This is a genomic window from Kribbella sp. CA-247076 (assembly GCF_050942445.1).
Taxonomy (GTDB): Bacteria; Actinomycetota; Actinomycetes; order Propionibacteriales; family Kribbellaceae; genus Kribbella.
Genome location: NZ_CP192051.1, coordinates 3,557,168 through 3,573,709, shown reverse-complemented (window position 1 = coordinate 3,573,709; position 16,542 = coordinate 3,557,168). Strand labels below are relative to the sequence as shown.

Annotated in this window: 24 protein-coding genes; 10 read left to right on the top strand and 14 right to left on the bottom strand. The window is 69.7% G+C overall.

Going from position 1 to position 16,542, the window contains the following annotated elements; translation table 11 throughout:
* Positions 1-29: 29 nt before the first annotated feature.
* The 5 genes from ACQPYZ_RS16960 to ACQPYZ_RS16940 all read right to left on the bottom strand — a co-directional run bounded on the left by ACQPYZ_RS16960 (position 30) and on the right by ACQPYZ_RS16940 (position 4,148).
* Complete coding sequence (locus ACQPYZ_RS16960; protein ID WP_433169248.1) at positions 30-1,487, bottom strand: sulfatase family protein; 1,458 nt, start codon at positions 1,485-1,487, stop codon at positions 30-32.
* 111 nt (positions 1,488-1,598) lie between these two features.
* On the bottom strand, positions 1,599-1,883 hold the full coding sequence (locus ACQPYZ_RS16955) for a hypothetical protein (RefSeq protein WP_433169246.1): 285 nt from the start codon (positions 1,881-1,883) through the stop codon (positions 1,599-1,601).
* A 118-nt stretch (positions 1,884-2,001) separates the two neighbouring features.
* Positions 2,002-2,208: a hypothetical protein gene (locus ACQPYZ_RS16950; protein ID WP_433169244.1), complete on the bottom strand. Its 207-nt coding sequence runs from the start codon at positions 2,206-2,208 to the stop codon at positions 2,002-2,004.
* Between the two features lie 74 nt (positions 2,209-2,282).
* Positions 2,283-3,125 (bottom strand): SDR family NAD(P)-dependent oxidoreductase, encoded by an 843-nt coding sequence (locus ACQPYZ_RS16945; RefSeq protein WP_433169242.1) that lies wholly within the window; start codon positions 3,123-3,125, stop codon positions 2,283-2,285.
* A 6-nt stretch (positions 3,126-3,131) separates the two neighbouring features.
* Positions 3,132-4,148 carry a DNA topoisomerase IB gene (locus tag ACQPYZ_RS16940; RefSeq protein WP_433169240.1) on the bottom strand — a complete coding sequence of 339 codons (1,017 nt, stop codon included), beginning with the start codon at positions 4,146-4,148 and terminating at the stop codon, positions 3,132-3,134.
* A 213-nt stretch (positions 4,149-4,361) separates the two neighbouring features.
* On the opposite strand from ACQPYZ_RS16940, the gene ACQPYZ_RS16935 reads away from it, so the two are divergent.
* Positions 4,362-5,075 (top strand): GAF and ANTAR domain-containing protein, encoded by a 714-nt coding sequence (locus ACQPYZ_RS16935; RefSeq protein ID WP_433169238.1) that lies wholly within the window; start codon positions 4,362-4,364, stop codon positions 5,073-5,075.
* Between the two features lie 33 nt (positions 5,076-5,108).
* On the top strand, positions 5,109-5,639 hold the full coding sequence (locus tag ACQPYZ_RS16930) for an MSMEG_6728 family protein (RefSeq protein WP_433169236.1): 531 nt from the start codon (positions 5,109-5,111) through the stop codon (positions 5,637-5,639).
* On the opposite strand, the gene ACQPYZ_RS16925 is transcribed toward ACQPYZ_RS16930, so the two are convergent.
* On the bottom strand, positions 5,605-6,348 hold the full coding sequence (locus ACQPYZ_RS16925) for a GAF and ANTAR domain-containing protein (protein WP_433169234.1): 744 nt from the start codon (positions 6,346-6,348) through the stop codon (positions 5,605-5,607). The two genes, ACQPYZ_RS16930 and ACQPYZ_RS16925, sit on opposite strands and share 35 nt — an antisense overlap.
* Before the next feature lie 394 nt (positions 6,349-6,742).
* Here ACQPYZ_RS16925 and ACQPYZ_RS16920 point away from each other — a divergent pair, with 394 nt between their 5' ends.
* From ACQPYZ_RS16920 to ACQPYZ_RS16895, 6 genes are all read left to right on the top strand, one after another.
* Complete coding sequence (locus ACQPYZ_RS16920) at positions 6,743-7,480, top strand: GAF and ANTAR domain-containing protein (RefSeq protein ID WP_433169232.1); 738 nt, start codon at positions 6,743-6,745, stop codon at positions 7,478-7,480.
* Positions 7,473-7,814, top strand: a complete 342-nt coding sequence (locus ACQPYZ_RS16915) for an STAS domain-containing protein (protein ID WP_433169230.1) — start codon at positions 7,473-7,475, stop codon at positions 7,812-7,814. The genes ACQPYZ_RS16920 and ACQPYZ_RS16915 overlap by 8 nt, the downstream gene beginning before the upstream one ends.
* Positions 7,815-7,870: 56 nt before the next feature.
* On the top strand, positions 7,871-8,179 hold the full coding sequence (locus ACQPYZ_RS16910; RefSeq protein ID WP_433169228.1) for a hypothetical protein: 309 nt from the start codon (positions 7,871-7,873) through the stop codon (positions 8,177-8,179).
* The gene (locus ACQPYZ_RS16905) at positions 8,172-9,260 is read left to right on the top strand and encodes a serine hydrolase domain-containing protein (protein ID WP_433169226.1); all 1,089 of its coding nucleotides are present in this window, start codon (positions 8,172-8,174) and stop codon (positions 9,258-9,260) included. Before ACQPYZ_RS16910 ends, ACQPYZ_RS16905 begins: the two co-directional genes overlap by 8 nt.
* Positions 9,260-9,619, top strand: coding sequence for a hypothetical protein (locus ACQPYZ_RS16900; RefSeq protein ID WP_433169224.1), 360 nt, complete (start codon positions 9,260-9,262; stop codon positions 9,617-9,619). The genes ACQPYZ_RS16905 and ACQPYZ_RS16900 overlap by 1 nt, the downstream gene beginning before the upstream one ends.
* A 62-nt stretch (positions 9,620-9,681) precedes the next feature.
* Entirely contained in the window at positions 9,682-9,831 is a 150-nt protein-coding gene (locus ACQPYZ_RS16895) for a hypothetical protein (RefSeq protein ID WP_433169222.1), read from the top strand.
* A 3-nt stretch (positions 9,832-9,834) separates the two neighbouring features.
* Here ACQPYZ_RS16895 and ACQPYZ_RS16890 read toward each other — a convergent pair whose 3' ends face one another.
* The 4 genes from ACQPYZ_RS16890 to ACQPYZ_RS16875 form a co-directional block, all read right to left on the bottom strand.
* Positions 9,835-10,416 (bottom strand): carboxymuconolactone decarboxylase family protein, encoded by a 582-nt coding sequence (locus ACQPYZ_RS16890; RefSeq protein ID WP_433169220.1) that lies wholly within the window; start codon positions 10,414-10,416, stop codon positions 9,835-9,837.
* On the bottom strand, positions 10,406-10,738 hold the full coding sequence (locus tag ACQPYZ_RS16885; protein ID WP_433169218.1) for a hypothetical protein: 333 nt from the start codon (positions 10,736-10,738) through the stop codon (positions 10,406-10,408). Before ACQPYZ_RS16885 ends, ACQPYZ_RS16890 begins: the two co-directional genes overlap by 11 nt.
* A 64-nt stretch (positions 10,739-10,802) precedes the next feature.
* Positions 10,803-11,087: a WhiB family transcriptional regulator gene (locus ACQPYZ_RS16880; RefSeq protein WP_433169217.1), complete on the bottom strand. Its 285-nt coding sequence runs from the start codon at positions 11,085-11,087 to the stop codon at positions 10,803-10,805.
* Positions 11,088-11,196: 109 nt separating this feature from the next.
* Positions 11,197-12,498, bottom strand: coding sequence for an amidohydrolase (locus tag ACQPYZ_RS16875; RefSeq protein WP_433169215.1), 1,302 nt, complete (start codon positions 12,496-12,498; stop codon positions 11,197-11,199).
* Positions 12,499-12,601: 103 nt separating this feature from the next.
* Here ACQPYZ_RS16875 and ACQPYZ_RS16870 point away from each other — a divergent pair, with 103 nt between their 5' ends.
* Positions 12,602-13,000 (top strand): PPOX class F420-dependent oxidoreductase, encoded by a 399-nt coding sequence (locus tag ACQPYZ_RS16870; RefSeq protein WP_433169213.1) that lies wholly within the window; start codon positions 12,602-12,604, stop codon positions 12,998-13,000.
* Between the two features lie 71 nt (positions 13,001-13,071).
* A complete protein-coding gene (locus ACQPYZ_RS16865; protein ID WP_433169211.1) occupies positions 13,072-13,491 on the top strand; it encodes an SRPBCC family protein in 420 nt (139 codons plus the stop codon).
* A 5-nt stretch (positions 13,492-13,496) separates the two neighbouring features.
* Here the strand turns inward: ACQPYZ_RS16865 and ppgK are convergent, their stop codons facing one another.
* The 4 genes from ppgK to ACQPYZ_RS16845 all read right to left on the bottom strand — a co-directional run bounded on the left by ppgK (position 13,497) and on the right by ACQPYZ_RS16845 (position 16,542).
* Positions 13,497-14,258 carry a polyphosphate--glucose phosphotransferase gene (gene ppgK, locus ACQPYZ_RS16860; protein WP_433169209.1) on the bottom strand — a complete coding sequence of 254 codons (762 nt, stop codon included), beginning with the start codon at positions 14,256-14,258 and terminating at the stop codon, positions 13,497-13,499.
* 110 nt (positions 14,259-14,368) lie between these two features.
* The gene (locus ACQPYZ_RS16855; protein WP_433169207.1) at positions 14,369-15,133 is read right to left on the bottom strand and encodes an LLM class flavin-dependent oxidoreductase; all 765 of its coding nucleotides are present in this window, start codon (positions 15,131-15,133) and stop codon (positions 14,369-14,371) included.
* Between the two features lie 240 nt (positions 15,134-15,373).
* Positions 15,374-16,042, bottom strand: coding sequence for a dihydrofolate reductase family protein (locus tag ACQPYZ_RS16850; RefSeq protein WP_433169205.1), 669 nt, complete (start codon positions 16,040-16,042; stop codon positions 15,374-15,376).
* Positions 16,042-16,542 carry an SRPBCC family protein gene (locus tag ACQPYZ_RS16845; RefSeq protein ID WP_433169203.1) on the bottom strand — a complete coding sequence of 167 codons (501 nt, stop codon included), beginning with the start codon at positions 16,540-16,542 and terminating at the stop codon, positions 16,042-16,044. Before ACQPYZ_RS16845 ends, ACQPYZ_RS16850 begins: the two co-directional genes overlap by 1 nt.

Here is a 16,542-nt window from a genome sequence, read left to right as displayed (position 1 = left end):
GCCTCCAGGGGTACGTGGCGCCGCGCGGGTCAGGCCCAGCGCCAGTTGTGCTTGGTCGTCTTCGGTACGTAGGCCCCGGCCGGCAGGTCGTCGGCGACGCGGATCAGCCAGCGCAGCAAGGTGGCCTGGAGCGCGTCGAGCACGTCGTGGTGGGCGGGGTCGTCGGACAGGTCGACCAGCTCGGCCGGATCGGCGCGCAGGTCGAACAGCCTTCGCCGGCCGCGATCGTCCACGACCAGCTTGTGGTGGCCGCTGACCACCATGCGTTCGCCACCGCTCTGGGTGACGCTGTTCAGCTCGTCGTACGTCGAGCCGTCGTACGGGAAATGCAGCTCCGGCCGGTCGGTCTCGTCGTAGGAGACACCGCCGTACCCGAGCTCGGCGTACATGCTGCCGAACTCGGCCGCCGGTCCGGTCTCACCGGCGAGCAGGGGCGCGAGACTCCGGCCCTGGACGCCGTCGGGGAGGTCGGCGCCGACCACCTCGCACACGGTCGGCAGTACGTCGACGAGCGAGACGAACTCGTCGCGATGCCCGGCCTGCACGCCCGGCCCGCTGATCACGAACGGGATCCGCATCAGCGCGTCGGACATGCCCGCGCCCTTGCGCTGCAGGCCGTACTCCCCCACGTAGTCGCCGTGATCGCTGACGAACAGCACGAGAGTGTCGTCGAGCCGGTCACCGAGCCCGGCCAGCAGGCGCTCGAGCTGGTCGTCGATCAGGCGCAGCATGCCGAGGTAGTTGGCGCGGTACCGGCGCCAGGCGTCGTCGTACCCGGGACGCTTCTGGCTCACCACGTCGTGCAGCCAGCGATAGCGCCAGCCGAGCTCCGGGATCGCCTCCGGGCCGGCCACGCGGTCGGGGACGTCTGCTTCCGCGAACAGGCTGAAGTACGGCTCCGGCACCTGGTACGGGTTGTGCGGCTCGGGGAACGACACCCACAGGAAGAACGGATCCGCCTCGGTGGTCGTCGCGAGCGCGTCGAGTGCGCCGGACACGATCCGGTAGGGCAACTGCGCTTCGAGCGGGTACGGCGTGGGCTCGGCAGCGACACCGTGGTCGAGACCGTGCAGCCACTGGTCGAACGCGGCTTCCGTGCTCGAGGCTGTCGGACCGCGGTCGTGCATGAACGGGCCGTGGAAGGTGTCGAAGTCGTCGGCCGTCCGGTGCATGTGCGGTTTGCCGGCGAAGTGCAGGGAGTAGCCGCTGCCCCGGAGTACGTCGAGCAGGTCGTCGGCGTAGTACGCGTGCTGGGCGTTGCTGTTCTGCCGGACCCGGTGCGCGGTCGGGAACCGTCCGGTCAGCAGACTGGTCCTGGCCGGCACGCAGGCGGGATAGCTGGTGTAGGCCCGGTCGAACGTCGCTCCGGCGGCCGCGATCCGGTCGAGACACGGCATCGTGTCCAGCCCGAACCCGGACCCGGCGGTGAAACCGGCCCGGTGCTGGTCGGTCATCAACAACAGGATGTTCGGGCGGCTGCTCGGCATGCCCGCGACCTTATAGCGCTGTAAATCGGATGTCTACAGCGCTGTAAACCTCAGCAGGAAAGAACTGGCCGCTGCCTGCGGGTCAGGCAGCGGCCGGTCCGGACGCGGGCGTCAGTTCCACCAGAAGAAGTGATATCCGCCGCCGCGGTAGTAGATCTCGCTGACGATGTAGTTCTTGACGAACCCGTACTCGTACCACTGCCGCCAGCAGGCCCCGTAGTCGTAGCCGCACGCGACCTCGCCTTCCGCCTGGATCCCCGTGCCGGCTGTGCTGACTGTGCCGGCCGTGCCCACGGAGCCGGCTGTGGACTGCGCGTGCGCGGCCGTCGCGCCGCTGCCGACCGCTGCCGCCGCGACCAGACCGAGGGCCGCGACCACTCGTGCGATGGGTCTCATGAGGTGAACCGCCCTTTCACTCTCAACTTCTTGCCCTGCGCAACATCGTTACGCCTTGTATCGCACTCGGTACCCTCCGCAAACGCGGTTAATCACCCGTTTGCACGATCGGCGGTGGTCAGCTCATGTCGCCGTACGGCGACCGGTTCGGCGGCGAGAGCGAGATCCCTTCGGACTGTGCCTTCGACCTGATCGCGTCCTCGGTCCGGCCGAGCTTGACGCTCATCACGCCGACGGGGGTGTTGCCTCCGGCCAACTCCCGCAGTTCGGCGATCTCGTTCTCGGTCCACTCGTGCCCACTGTTACGGCGCGTCGTCTCCGGCATCAGCTGCTCCAATCACTGATCGTTGCCTCTGCCCCCCGGTACCCACCGGTCCCGCGCCCCACCCCGCGGCGTGCTCAGGACTGCTTGGGTGGCTGCGTGAGGATCCGGAGGGCCATGCGGTCGAAGATGCGGTCCGGGATGAGTTGGCGGACCAACGGAAGGGCCTTGGCCGCGATCCCGTTGGCGTACCGGGTGTGCGGCCGCGGCGCCGATACCGCGCGCACGATCAGCTCGACGGCCTCCTCGGGGCCGGCGCTCTCCTTGCCCCGCCGCGCGACCCGGCTCCGGACCGCGTCGAGGCGCTCGCGGTAGAGGTCGTTGGGCGGCAGGGAGTCCAGGGTCTTGGCGGCCTTCGCCCAGATCGGCGTCGCCAGCGGACCCGGCTCGACGATCACCACGTCGATCCCGTCCGGTGTCAGCTCCTGCCGCCAGGCGTCCGCGATCGCCTCGAGCGCGTACTTCGAGGCGAAATAGGCGCCGGCGAATCCGGCTGCCACCCGGCCGGCGACCGACCCGACCAGGACTACCCGCGATCCGTCGCCGCGCCGCATCATCGGCAGGAACTGCTGGGTGACCGCGACCTGCCCGATCACATTGACCTCGAACTGGTCCCGCAGGTTCTCCAGCGGCAGCGTCTCCAGCGGGCCGAGGTACCCCTTCCCCGCGTTGTCCACCAGCGCATGCAGGCCGTCGCCACCGAGCGCGAGGTCGACCTCGCCGGCGAACGCCTTGACCGAGTCCGGACTCGTCACGTCGAGCTGGTGGACCGTCACGTCGGCGGACGTCTGCCGGTCGAGCACTTGTGCCTCGTGCTGCGAGTGCACGCCCGCGAACACCCGCCAGCCCTCCCGGTCCAGCCGTACTGTCGTCGCCGCGCCGACCCCGCTGCCGGCGCCGGTGATCACCACGGTCCGCATCGATCCCTACTCTCTCTTGTCCTGGTCCAGGAGCCGGTTGACGGATCGTTCCAGGACGGCGCGGGTCTCGTCGTCGTCCAGGTCGGTGCCGACCTTGTCGACGGCGTCGGAGATCGTGCGCCCGCGCTCGTACTGGTCGACGACCCGCGGATCGACGTACGACGCCCGCGCGACGGTCGGCGTGTTGCCGAGGTGGTCGGACACCTCCTCGAGCATGTCCTTGACCGCCGCGTTCAGGGCCTTCTTCGTGGTCGGCGGATCCGCCTCCGCCAGCTCCACGGCGGCGTACACGGTGGCCGTCCAGGTCCGCAGGTCCTTGACCGTGTAGTCGTCGCCGACCAGCTCGTGGAAGCGCTCGTTCACCATGGTGGCGTCGATCTCGTGGTAGCCGGAGTCGTCCCGGTAGACCAGCAGCCGCGGGTTCTTGTGCTTTCCGCGTTTCAGTGACCGGACCGCGATCGCGAGCCGGTCGTCGTCGAGCTCGAGCGTGCGCTGCTGCCCGCCCTTGGCGACGAAGTCGAAGACGACCTTGTCCTTGCTGACCCGGACGTCGTCGCGCAGCAACGTGGCCGCGCCGCGGCTGCCGTACTCCTCGGCGTACTGCGTGTTCCCGGTCCGGAAGACGCCGTAGTCGAGCATCCGCAACGCGACGGCCAGCACCCGCTGCCGGTCCAGGCCCTTCGAACACAGGTCGGCGTCGACCGCCTCCCGGAAGGCCGGCAGCTTGCGGGCGAGCTGGCGGACGCGGTCGTGCTTGTCCGCGTCCTGCGCCGTCCGCCAGTCGTCGTGGTACAGGTACTGCCGCCGGCCCGCCTGGTCGGTGCCGATCGCCTGGATGTGGCCGTTCGGGTACGGGCAGATCCACACGTCGGTCCAGGCCGGCGGGATCGCCAGGGTCCGGATCCGCTCGAGCACGTCGGTGTCCCGGATCACCGTGCCGTCGGTGTCGTGGTAGCTGAAGCCGCGGCCGCGGCGCCGGCGGGAGTATCCCGGCTTGTCGGGATGGCTACGGCGAAGTCGCATGCCACCGCAGTACCCCAATCCACACCGTGGTCACCTCTGTCCTCGGGCTGCGGTCGCCGCGGTAACGATTCAGGTCCGGGGAGCCGAACAGCAGCCGTTCCCGGGCGGGCGAGGTATGGTGGAGATCCTGTCAAGACGTGGCGGGTGCATGCATCATGACCCCGACGCGGGCATCGGTTGGCCGATAATCGCGCCTGATCCGAGGCCCTTCTCATGACCCAATCCATGGTGCGCCCGCGCGCGGACGCACATGCCCAGGCATTCGCCGACTTCGCGGTCCGCCTGCACGACTCGTCCTCCGCCACGGAAACCGTCGAAGCGGTCGTGCAGTTCGCGGTCCCGGCGATCGGCTGCAGTCATGCCGGTGTCGCCCTGCAGGACGCCGACGGCGTCATCACGATCGGGACGGTGAGCAGCGAGGTCCCAGGTGCGCTGTACGCCGCGCAGATCGAGCACGGTGACGGGCCGGTGATCGCCGCCATCCAGCAGAACGTCGTCCTCCACATCCCGAGCGCGGCCGCGGAGACCCGCTGGCCGGCGTGGAGCCGGCGCGCAGTGGCGCTCGGCCTCGGCAGCGTCGTCCACATACCGCTCCGGGCGGGCACTAGCCCACTCGGTGCGCTCAGCCTGTACAAGCAGGCCGGCAACGCCTTCAGCGACGACGATCTCGCGATCGCCCACGTCCTCGCCCGGCACGCCGCGGTCGCGGTCGCCACCGCCCAGCGGCGCGAGGACATGTCGGACCGGGTCGACGCCCGCAAGCTGGTCGGCCAGGCGATGGGGATCCTGATGGAGCGCCACGACCTCGACTCCGACCAGGCGTTCGCCGTACTCCGCCGCTACGCCGAGGAGCAGGGGCTGAAGCTCCAGAACGTCGTCGAACAACTCATCGCCACCCGGCGGGTCGGCCACCAGCCGCCGGGCTGAGTTCGTCGCGCGATCGCTGGGTACCGCGACGGCGTGCAATCCTTCCTGCCGGTGCCCGGTTTCGGCGAGACCGCGCGGATCCTGGACCCGCGACGGCTCGGGAAGCAGCGGGTCGAGGCGCTGCAGATCCTCCGCGGGCTCGTCGTTCCCGGCTACGGCTGGCGGCACCATCCGGCGGTGAAGATGTGGGCCGGCTACGAGGAGGCCCTCGTCCGGTACGGCGTCGACGTCTGCGCGGCCTGGACCGCGAGCGGGCGGCCCGACACCTGCGAGGCCAGCCTGGTCACCGAGCTGGCCACGGCCTGCGGCATCAGCCGGCCCCGGACCCAGGACGAGCTCGCCCGCGACGGCGAGCTGCCGCCGTGGCTCGGGGAACCGTCGTTCCACCGCAGTCACCGATCGGCCCTGTTGCGCAAGGACCCGGCGTACTACGCACAGTACTTCGACGAGCCGCCGGACCTGCCGTACGTGTGGCCGGCCTCCGACCGCCCGCCCCGGTGCGCGCCTCCCTCCGACGCGGCCTCCGGACCTACTTCCTGCAGCCCGCTTCCGCGTCGCGGATGAGCTCGGCGGCGACGTCGCGCAGTTTCCGGTTGGACTGCCGGCTGAACCGGACCAGCGTGTCGAAGGACCGGCCCGAGCTGATCGAGTACCGCTCCATCAGCAGGCCGACTGCCTGGCCGATCAGGTCCCGGGTCTCGATCGCGGCGAGCAGGTTCTCCTCCCGCTGGGCGCCCGAGTAAGCGACCGACGCGTGCGCGGCCAGCAGCCGGGCGACGTTCTCGGCCTCGTCGGTGAACGCGCGCGACTCGCCGGCGTACAGGTTGAGCGCGCAGAAGACGTCGTCCTTCATGAACATCGGGATCGCCAGCATGCTCAACGCGCCCAGTCCGGCCGCTCGCGGCGCGAACTCCGGCCAGCGCGTCTCGTGGCGCATGTCGTCCACCCGGACGATCCGGCGTTCGCGCAAGGCGTCCAGGCACGGCCCTTCGCCGTACTGCGACATCACCTGGTCGACGCGCGCGGGCAGGGCGCCCGACTCCGCCTTGTGCTCGACCCGCCGGTCGCCGATCAACGCCGTCACCGAGCCCGCCTGGGCGCCGGGAACGAGGTCCATCGCGGCCTGCACGGCCTCGCGCAGCACGTCCTCCGGCGTCTCGGCGTGGTGGAGACCGCAGGCCAGCTCCGACAGCTCGTCCGCGAGCCGCACCGGCCCGGACTCACGTCGCGGCGGCGCCTCCCCGACACTCCACAACCTGCGCTGATCGGTCATGAACTTCCCTCACCGATTCCTGGGTACCACCACCCGGCACCGCAGTCCAGACCAGACCACATTCCGGCGAAGGGCTTGAACTTCTCGCGGCCGACCGGCCATAGTGGTCCAGCCTCAGACAGCCGGGCGCCGGATCTTCCGATCTGCGAGGCTTCCATGCGCCATCACGACAGCGCCCTGCGCCGGCTGATCGTCGAGCCGCACTCCGTCGAGGACGAGTTGCGCGCCGCCCGCCGGATCGCCTGATCCCCCCACAGTCGATTGCGGGCCCGCCGCTCTTCGGAGTGGACAGGGGGAGCGGGCCCGCAATCACCTCCCACCGACCGCCCGAACATCCCGAGGACGGAGTGACCGATTGGCTGAGCGACCGGCCCGGCAAGGCAGGATATGGGCCATGGATCAGCCAGGTCGGACCTCCGCTGCCGGGAGTCCCGTCGTGAATCGGCCACCCGCGCTGGGAGCGGACGCGTTCGCGCGGCTGGCCGTGGAGCTCCACCACGCCGGCGGTGTGGAGGAGACGGTAGACACCGTCGTGCAGTTCGCCCTGCAGGCGGAGGCGTGTTCCTACGCCGGCGCGGTGCTCGCGGTGCGCGGCAGCCACGAGGTCGCCGCGGTGACGGCCCCACTGGTGACCAAGCTGTACGAGCTGCAGTTCGACCTCGGCGAAGGCCCGATGCTGACCGCGCTGACCGAGGGAGTCGTCGTCCGGGTCCCGGAGGTCGCCAGTGAGACCCGCTGGCCTCTGTGGGCGCAGCGACTGCCGTCGGAGCGATTCGGATCCGCCCTGCACGTGCCGATGTACGCCGGTGCGCAACTCGTCGGCGTCCTGTCGCTGTTCAACACCGAGCCGCACGCGTTCTCCGCCGACGACGAGGCGATCGCGCACATCCTGGCCCGGCACGCCTCGGTGGCCGTCGCGTCGGCGCGCGACGGCGAGACGATGGCCGCGGCCGTGGACGCGCGCAAACTCGTCGGCCAGGCGATGGGGATCCTGATGGAACGCTTCGACCTCGACGAGCCGCGGGCCTTCGAGATCCTCAAGCGGTACTCGCAGGAGCACAACCTCAAGCTGCGCGACGTCGCCCAGGAGCTGATCGACACCCGGAGACTGCGGGGTCGCGGCGGTGAGTGACGACCTGCTGTCCCTCGACGTCCAGGACCGCGGGAAGGACGTCGTGGTCGCCGTCTCCGGCGAGCTGGACTTCGGCACCAGCGCCCGCTTCCTCGAGGTCACCCAGCCGCTGGCGGAGTCCGGCCGGCCGGTCGTCCTGGATCTGGCGGAGCTCGCCTTCTGCGACTCCAGCGGCCTGGGAGCGTTCGTCCGCCTGCACAAACTGCTCGAGCAGACCGGCGGCCGGCTGACGCTGGCCCGGCCCCGCGCCCAGCTCGAGTCGACGCTCCGGCTGACCATGCTCCACCGCGTCCTGCGGCTGCGCGACGACGTACCGGAGCCCGGCGACGCGTAGAAATCCTTGCGTGGGGCACCGAAGGAGTAGTGCAGCCTTCGTGGGGAAAGGGAGCCGTGACCGACTTCTTCGCCGAGATCAACGGCCACCAGGTGGCCAACCTGTCCCGGATGACTCCCCAGGGTCCCGCAACCGAGGTGCCGGTCTGCCTGACCTGCGGCGCCCACTTCGCCACCCGCCGCGAGATCGAGTCCACCACCTGCCCGGCGTCGACCGTCTCCGCCGGCCACGACCTCGTCGCCGATCCCGAGACCGGTCTGCTCTACTGCACCCGCTGTCCCCTGGTCGCCTACGACCTGCACGACGCCCGCTCCAGCCCGACCTGTCCCATGCCGCTGCAGTCCTGGGCGGACCTCGATGAGTGATTCCGGCCGGCCGCCGGCGCGGACCTGGACGACTCCGGCCCGCGTGGTGTCCGTCGTGCTCGCGCTGGCCGTGCTCGTGGCCGGGTTCCTCGTCCGCCCCACGGTGCCCGAGCCGGACCGGCCGTCGACCGGCGACGAGCAGCTGCGTCAAACGATCGACCGACTGTACGACGGCCCGCGGCACCGGCTCGCGGTCGCGCTGGTCGACCGCGACGGGACGCGGTTCGCCGGCTTCGGCACCGACGAGCACGACGTGTTCGAGATCGGCTCGATCTCGAAGGCCTTCACCGGTCTGCTGCTCGCCGACTCGGTCCAACGGCGCGAGGTCCGCCTCGATCAGCCGGTCGGCCAGTTGCTGCCCCTCGGGGAGGCACCCGTCGGACAAGTCACCCTCGAGGAGCTGGCCTCACATCGCTCCGGACTCCCCCGGCTTGCACCTTCGGTCCTCCCCCAGGCCCGCGGTCTGCTGGCCCGATTCACCGGCGCGGACCCGTATCCGTACACCGTCGAGGAACTGCTCGACCATGCCCACTCGGCGGACGTCGACGGCCGCGGCGAGGCGCAGTACTCGAATCTCGGCGGAGCGCTGCTCGGACAGGCGTTGGCGAAAGCCGCGGAGACGGAGTACGACGCGCTGCTTACCGAACGGCTGCTGCGGCCCTCCGGGATGACCGCCACGCGGCTCCCCTCGACTGAGGCGCAAGCAGCGCCGAAGGGGTACAGCACCGGCGGTCGCCAGGAGGATCCGTGGCTGGCAGGTGGTTATGCACCGGCCGGAGGCGCCGTGTCCACGGCCGCCGACCTCGCCGCGCTCGCGCAACGGCTGCTTGAAACACCCGGTCCGCTGGCGACCGCGCTCGAGCCACGGCACGAGTACGACGGCGAGGACCGGATCGGGCTGCACTGGATCACGAGCCCGCTGCCGGAGACCGAGCGGTCGATGGTCTGGCACAACGGCGGCACCGGCGGCTACCGGTCGTTCCTCGCGCTGGACCGCGACCGCGGCCGGGCCGTCGTCGTGCTGTCCGACGTCGCGTCGGACGTCGACGACCTCGGTGCCGACCTGCTCCGGGAGGCGTGATGGTCGCCTGGATCCTGATCGCGGTCGTCCTCTTCCTGATCGGCGCGACCACAGTGCAACTGGCCAGAACCCGACGAGCGGCCGGTCAACGGGGCGGCGTGCGCGACCGCGGGGAAATCCTGACCGTGCTGACCACGGACGTCACTCTCCTCGTCCTGGCCCGGGCGCTCGTGGACTGGAACGTCGTACCGTGGCCCCTCTGGCTGGTCGGGCTGGCGTTGACGGCGGCCGCCGTACTCCTCGGCGGAATGATCTGGGACAGGCTGCCGTGGATCGCGTCGGCCCGCCGACCGCTGCGGATCGCCTCGGTGACCGCTCAGGTGGCCATCGCGGTTGCTGCTACAGCCGTGCTGCTCTGACAGTTCGTTAGAGAGTTGTGAGAGGACCGCATCTGCGGCCTCAGGCGGCTTAAAGTGCGGCGGTGCAGCTTCCAACCGTGCTGGTCCTCGTCGCCCTGGCGATGGCCGTCCTCGGCATCGTCACCGTCTTCCGCGAACGCCTGATCCTGGCCAGCCTGCTCATCGTCGGCGGGCTCGCGCTCGGCATCGTCAGCGGCAGCGCCCTGGAGTGAGAGTCAGCGGTACCCCCGCTTCAGGAGGTACTTCGCTCCGGCCTCGTAGCCCTCGTGATCGAGCAGTTCGAAGCCGAACGCGTCGGCGAGCCGGGCTGTGGTGTTGAATACGGCGCAGACCGCTAGGGCGTCCTCGATCTGCTGCGGTGACACCCCGGTTGCCAGCACTGCACGCATGTCCTCGGCGCTGACCGTGCCCTCCCGGGTCAGCTTGCCGAGCATCCGCAGTGTCGCCCGCAGTCGCTCGTCGATCGGCGCGGTGTCCACGTCGGCGAGCACCGCGTCGACCCGCGGCGCGTCCTGGTAGGACAAGCTCGCGGTCGCCGAGTGCGCGCCGATGCAGAACGCGGACTCGTTCACCGAGGCGACGTACGCCGCCATCAGCTCCCGGTCCCCCACCGACCAGGCCGACGGCCCACGCATCGCCTCGTGGGTGAACGTCTTGGCGCGCGAACCGTAGAAGTCCGGCCGGTAGAAGACCAGCCGGGCGGCGTCCGGAACCGGGTGGCCGGAGAACAGCCGGATCACCCTGAACAGCAGCTTCGTTCCCCGGCTGTAACCGTGGTCGAGCACCTCAAGTCGCACGATCCACCCTCCCCTCGGCGGTCGCCTCGGCCAGCGCCGCCAGGCCGGCGTCGTACAGCCGCGTGGACTGCCCGACCGCGGCACACACCACCAACTCGAACAGTTGATCCTCGCTGTACCCGGCCGCCTTCGCCGCGGCGTAGTCCGCCTCCGTCACCCGCACCGGAGTCCGGGTGACCTTACCGACCAACTCGTCCAACGGCGGCGGGAGCCCCTCGTCGTGGAACGCCCCCGCTCGCAACTCCGCGGACGCCGTACCCTCGCCACCCACCACCCGCTCCGCCAACGCCCGCTGCGCCGCGCGCTTGACGTCATCGTCCATCAGCACACCTCCTCGTGTACTGACGATCGGTGCATACCCCGTTTCGACACAAGGGTGGGTCCGACTACGTGCGGTCGTCCTCCTCGAGGCGGAGGGTCGCGATGCCGACCGGGCGAGGCCGCCGGTCGCGGCGCTTCAGCTCGCGCCGCTCGAGCTCGGACATCCCACCCCAGACACCGGCGTCCTGACCGGTCCGCAGGGCCCAGTCCAGACAGTCGTCGATGACCTCACACCGCCGGCAGACCTTCTTGGCCTCCTCGGCCTGCAGCAGCGCCGGCCCGGTCGTCCCGATCGGGAAGAACAACTCGGGGTCCTCGCCCACGCACGCACCTCTCAGCTGCCAACTCACGGGAGCACGTCCCCTGCACGCTCACCCGCGCCCCTGTCCCTCATCACGATCTCCTCGGTCGACGATCAGCCCTAAAGCCAAGACAGAGCAGGCGACCTGGTTTGTGACGTCAGCACAAGGCAGCGTCGGCGCAGTACTCCGCCCGCCCGCCGACGATCGTGGCTCCCACCTCGATGGTCGGGAGTGCGTCCACGGCCACCGTGGTCGGGTCGTCCGAGAGGATCACGAGGTCGGCGTACTTGCCGCGCTCGAGGCTGCCTTTGACGTCCTCTTCGAACGTCCCGTACGCGGCGTCGACGGTGAACAACCGCAACGCCTGCTCGACGGTCAGGCGCTGCGCCAGCTGCCAGGCCTCCGGAGGCCTGGCCTGGGGACTTTGCCGGGTCATCGCCTGGTGGATCGCCTCGAGCGGTGATCCGTGCGGCATCTGGTTGCCCACCGCAAGCACCAGCCACGGCGTGTCCGTGCTGCCGATCGTGCGTACGCCGCTGTCCACCAGGTCCCGCCACCGGGTGATCCACCGGGTCTCGCCGCGCGCCACCAGCTCCGGGAAGCCCGCCTCCGCCGCCAGATCACCCGGCATCCCGGGCTGGATGGACGCGATCACCCCGAGCTCCCTCATCCGGCTGAGCTGATCGTCCCGCAACTGAACGACATGCTCGACGCGGTGACGGGCGTCCGGGTTGGGATCCGCCGCCTGCGCGCGGGCCACGGCGGACAGGTACTGGTCGTGCGCCCCGGCGCTGATCGCGTGCGCGGACACCTGCCAGCCGGCCCGGTGGGCAGCGAGCACGTACGCGTCCAGCTCGCCCTGCCGCCAGTGGAACCAGGTGCCCCAGTCGTGATCGAGGAACACCTTGATCCCGGCCAGCCGCAGACGCGCGCTGAACTCCTGATGCGGCTCGAATTCCCGGAACCACTGACCGAACTTCTCGTCCTCGAAGTTGATCGGCAGGTAGGCGTTGACCCGCAGCCGCAGTACGCCGGTCGCGTCGAGCTCCCGCAGGTCCGCCAGCCGCTCGCGGTCGACGTACTGCTCGGTGATGCTCGTCCAGCCCCGGCTCAACGCCGCGTCGACGGCCAACTGGGCGTTGTACCCGACCATGCCTCCGTCGCCGATCCAGTGAGCATGCGAATCGACGAACCCCGGCAGCACCACCCGCCCGTCGAGGTCGACCATCCGGGTGCTTCGTCCGCGAAGACCCAGCACGTCGTCATCACGGCCGACGGCCAAGATCCGGCCCTCACGGACTGCCACCGCCTCGGCTCGCGGCCGGCCGTCGTCCATGGTGATCACGACGCCGTTGTGGTAGATCACCTCCGGCGGCATGACCCTGGCCCCGGACAGGGGCAGCACGAGAACTGCCGCACAGCCCGCCACCACCGCCCCACGCCGCCAAGTCAGCCGCACGGCCTCATGGTCCCACCCCTGCTCGTGCTGTCGCCGGCGCCGGGCTCGTGGGCCTCCGCTCCGGATAACCTCTGTGCTCTGAGCGCAGGTACAGGAGGCGAGTGTGGAGATCCCGGACAGGTTTCACGACCTGCTGTCCTCGAAGGCGATCGCCTTCGTCGGCACCATCGGCAAGCGCGGCGAACCCCAGGTCACTCCACTGTGGTTCTACTGGGACGGCGACCGGGTCCGCATCAGCCTGGTCGAAGGCCGCCAGAAACTCCGCAACCTCCGCCGCGACCCCCGGATCTCCCTCACCGTCGTCGACCCGGCCCAGCCGACGTACTATCTCGAACTCCGCGGCCGCATCGACGACCTGACGCCCGACCCGGACTTCGCCCTCGAACAAACCATCGCCAAGAAGTACACCGGCGCGTGGACCGACGTGGAACCCCCAGGCACCACCCGCTACGCCACCAGCATCCTCGTAGAACGAACCACCAGCCAACTAGGCCACCCCTGACCCTTCCCGCCGGCGCGCTGCCTGCTGCTCGCGTGGACTCGGTTGCCGGTTGGCCGTCGTACACTCAGCGCATGCCTGGCCTGCAGCACAGTGTGACCATCGCAGCACCGCCTGAGCGAGTCTGGGCGGTGCTCGTCGACGTGGAGCGCTGGCCCGAACGGATCCCGACGGTCGACGCCGTGGAGCGCCTCGACCCCGGCCCACTGGCCGTCGGCTCACAGACCCGGCTGTCACAGCCCAAGCTGCCCACAGGGGTGTGGACCGTCACCGAGCTGACCGAGGGTTCGTCGTACACCTGGAAGTCCACCTCTCCCGGCGTGACGGTCACCACCACCCAGACCGTCGAACCGCACGCCGACGGGAGCCGCCTGATCCTCGCCGTATCGGTCTCCGGCCCGCTGGCCCCCATCGGCTGGCTCTTCAGCCGCTCCCTGACCAAGCAGTACACCGAGTCAGAGGCCACCGCCATCAAGCAGTCCGCCGAGTCGTAGCCGTCCTACTGGGTGAACTTCTCGTGCGCGGCCATCGCCGCGCCGACGATGCCGGCGTTGTTGAGCAACTGAGCCGGCTTCACCGGGGTGGAGATCTCGAGCAGCGGCACCCACTTGTCGGCGTGCTTGCTGACTCCGCCGCCGACCACGAAGAGGTCGGGGGTGAACAGGTTCTCCACGTGCCGAAGGTATCGCTGCACCCGCTTGGCCCAGTGTTTGTACGACAGGCCCTCGTTGTCCTTCGCCGCCGACGAGGCCTTGGTCTCCGCGTCGTGCCCGTCCAGCTCGAGGTGACCGAGCTCGGTGTTGGGCACGAGCTGGCCGTCGAGCAGGAACGCGCTGCCGATACCGGTGCCGAAGGTGAGCAGGATGACCACGCCGTCGACGCCCCTGGCCGCGCCGAACCGGGCCTCGGCGATACCGGCCGCGTCGGCATCGTTGAGCACGGTCACGTCGCAGTGCGTGCTGTCGGTGAGCACCTTGTCGACGTCGGTCCCGATCCAGCTCTTGTCGACGTTCGCGGCGCTCCTCGCCACCCCGTTCTTGATGACGGCCGGGAACGTCACACCCAGCTCAGCGGTCCACCCGGCCTCCTTGACCAACCGGGCCACGACCGCGGCGACGGCCGCCGGCGTGGACGGGCTGGGCGTCAGGTACTTCACCCGCTCGGTGGCCAGGTCGCCCTTCTCCAGGTCGACGACGGCGCCCTTGATCCCGCTACCGCCGATATCGATCCCGAAGGCGGTCGACGTACTCGTCCTGGGCACCCGATCTCTCCTCTCACCGACACCATGCATTGATCACCAATCCTGGCGGAACCAGTCTTGTTCTGGTACCCGTGCGCCGGCACATCAGGCCTGCCGGTCCCGAGCTGTACCTACTGACCGGCCAGCTCGGCCACCACCGGCGCGAGTGTGTCGGCGAAGTCGGCGCCGATGACGAAGTAGGAGAAGCCGATCTCCTCGCGACGTCGCTGGATCTCCTCGGCGGCAGCCGCGGGGTCGCTCGGCAGTACGACGAGCGAGTCGGCCGCATGAAGCGCCGCGGTGTCGAGGTCGGGCGGTGCCATGAACGGCGCGACACGGTCACCGACGACGGCGACGTGCTGGCCGAGCTCGAGGTTCCCAGGAAGGTCGCGGACCCGCTTCGTGGTCTCGACCCGATCATCATCCGGTGGGAGCACGAACGTGACTCCGTCGGCCACCTCGAGCGCCAGCGCCTGCGACTTCGGTCCGCTCACCGCCATGATCACCGGCGTGTGCAAATCGGGCCCATCGAACTCGCGCAGGGCGGTCACGGTCTCGCGCATCCTGGTACGACGCTCGGTCAGCGAGACGGCAGGCAGCCCCAGCTCGACCTCGATCCCGGGCCGGCCGGCGCCGATGCCCATTTCGAAGCGGCCTTCCGTGAGTACTGAGAGCGAGTGGGCCTCCCACGCAGTACTCCACGGCTCGCGCAGCGCCGCGGCATAGACCCACGAGCCGACCCGCAGATCGGCCAGCGCGGCCGCGGTCGCCAGTGTCGGGCCGAGCGCCGGCTGCCACGTAGGAACATCGGGCATCAGCAACGTCGCGTAACCACTGTCGGCGATGCGGCGCACCCGATCCCGCCACGTCGCCAGGTCGGAACCGATCGGCGTCACAACCCCAAACCGAAACCCTCGATCCGCCCGCCTGCCCTGCTCGTCCATCATCAATCTCCCTGAGTCCGGGACCGCCTCCGGTCCATCTGCCCTATCCACGAACCCACCACCCCAAATCCGACAACCCGCGGAGAACTCCTGCCTGCCTCGGCCTTTGGTGGTTCACAGAATGGGGAAGATCATCGTCCGCAATCAGGTCACGAACCCGTCATCAAGGACTACCCGGGGCGTGTCGGGTGCCTACCGCTGCCGGAGGGTGTACGTCAGGTGGGTCACCCTCGGCGAAGGCTCCGCTCGTACTTGCTGCAGGGCCACTCGGGCTGCGTCCACGCCCTCGAACAGGCGGGTTCCGGAGCCGAAGAGCACGGGAGACAGCGTGACCGTGAACTCGTCGACCAGGCCGGCGTTCACGTACTGGATGATCGTCTCCGCGCCACCAGAGATGCGCACGTCGCGATCGCCGGCGGCGTGTCTGGCCTGCTCGAGCGCGGCTTCGATCCCGTCGTTGACGAAGTGGAAAGTGGTTCCACCCGGCCGCTCCCACGGGTCGCGCTTCTCGTGCGTCACCACGAAGACCGGGGTGTGGAACGGCGCCTCCTCCGGCCACGCCAACTTGCCGCCCTCGAACATCCGCTTGCCCATGACGTTCGCGCCGATGCGCTCGTGCGTTGCCCGGGCGATGTCGTTGTCGAGTCCTTCCTCGCCGCCCTCGCCGAGCTTCAGGTTCTCCCGGAAGAACCGCTGCGGGAGGACCGCTTGCTGCAGTTCCGCCCACTGCGCCATCCAGCGACGTACCCCCGGGTCGTCCTGCTTCCTCTTGGGCCCGAAGAGATGCTCGATGGGCACCGGATCCGGCGCGATGAACCCGTCGAGCGACATCGCCACGCCGAAGAACACCTTCCCGGCCATCAGTCGTCGACCTCCCTTCCGGACAGTCCGGTGACGAACGCGGCCAGGTTGCCCAAGGTCTGCAGGCCGGCCTCCACCGCGTGGTACTTCTCGACCGCCTCGTCGCGCTGCGCCTTGGTCGGGAACACCGTGCGCATCTCGATCCGGGTCGCCGTACCGTCGTACTCGAACGTGAGGAACGACTCGAAGGTGTTCGGGTCATCGCGAGACTCACCGTGCAGCAGTGTGATCCGCTCCGGCGGAGCGATCTCGGTCCAGGTGATCCACTCGGAGTAGTCGGTCCCGTCCGGTCCATGCATCACGAAGTCCCAAGCCCCGCCCACGCGGAACTCGAACGACCGCGTGGTCGTGGTGAACCCGTCCGGTCCCCACCACCGCGACAGGTGCCGAACCTCGGTGAACGCCTCGAACACCAGCTCACGCGGGGCGTCGATCGACCGGGCGACCACGATCTCCCGATCGGTCCTCGCCGTCCCCGTTTCCTGCCTGACCCCTGCCAT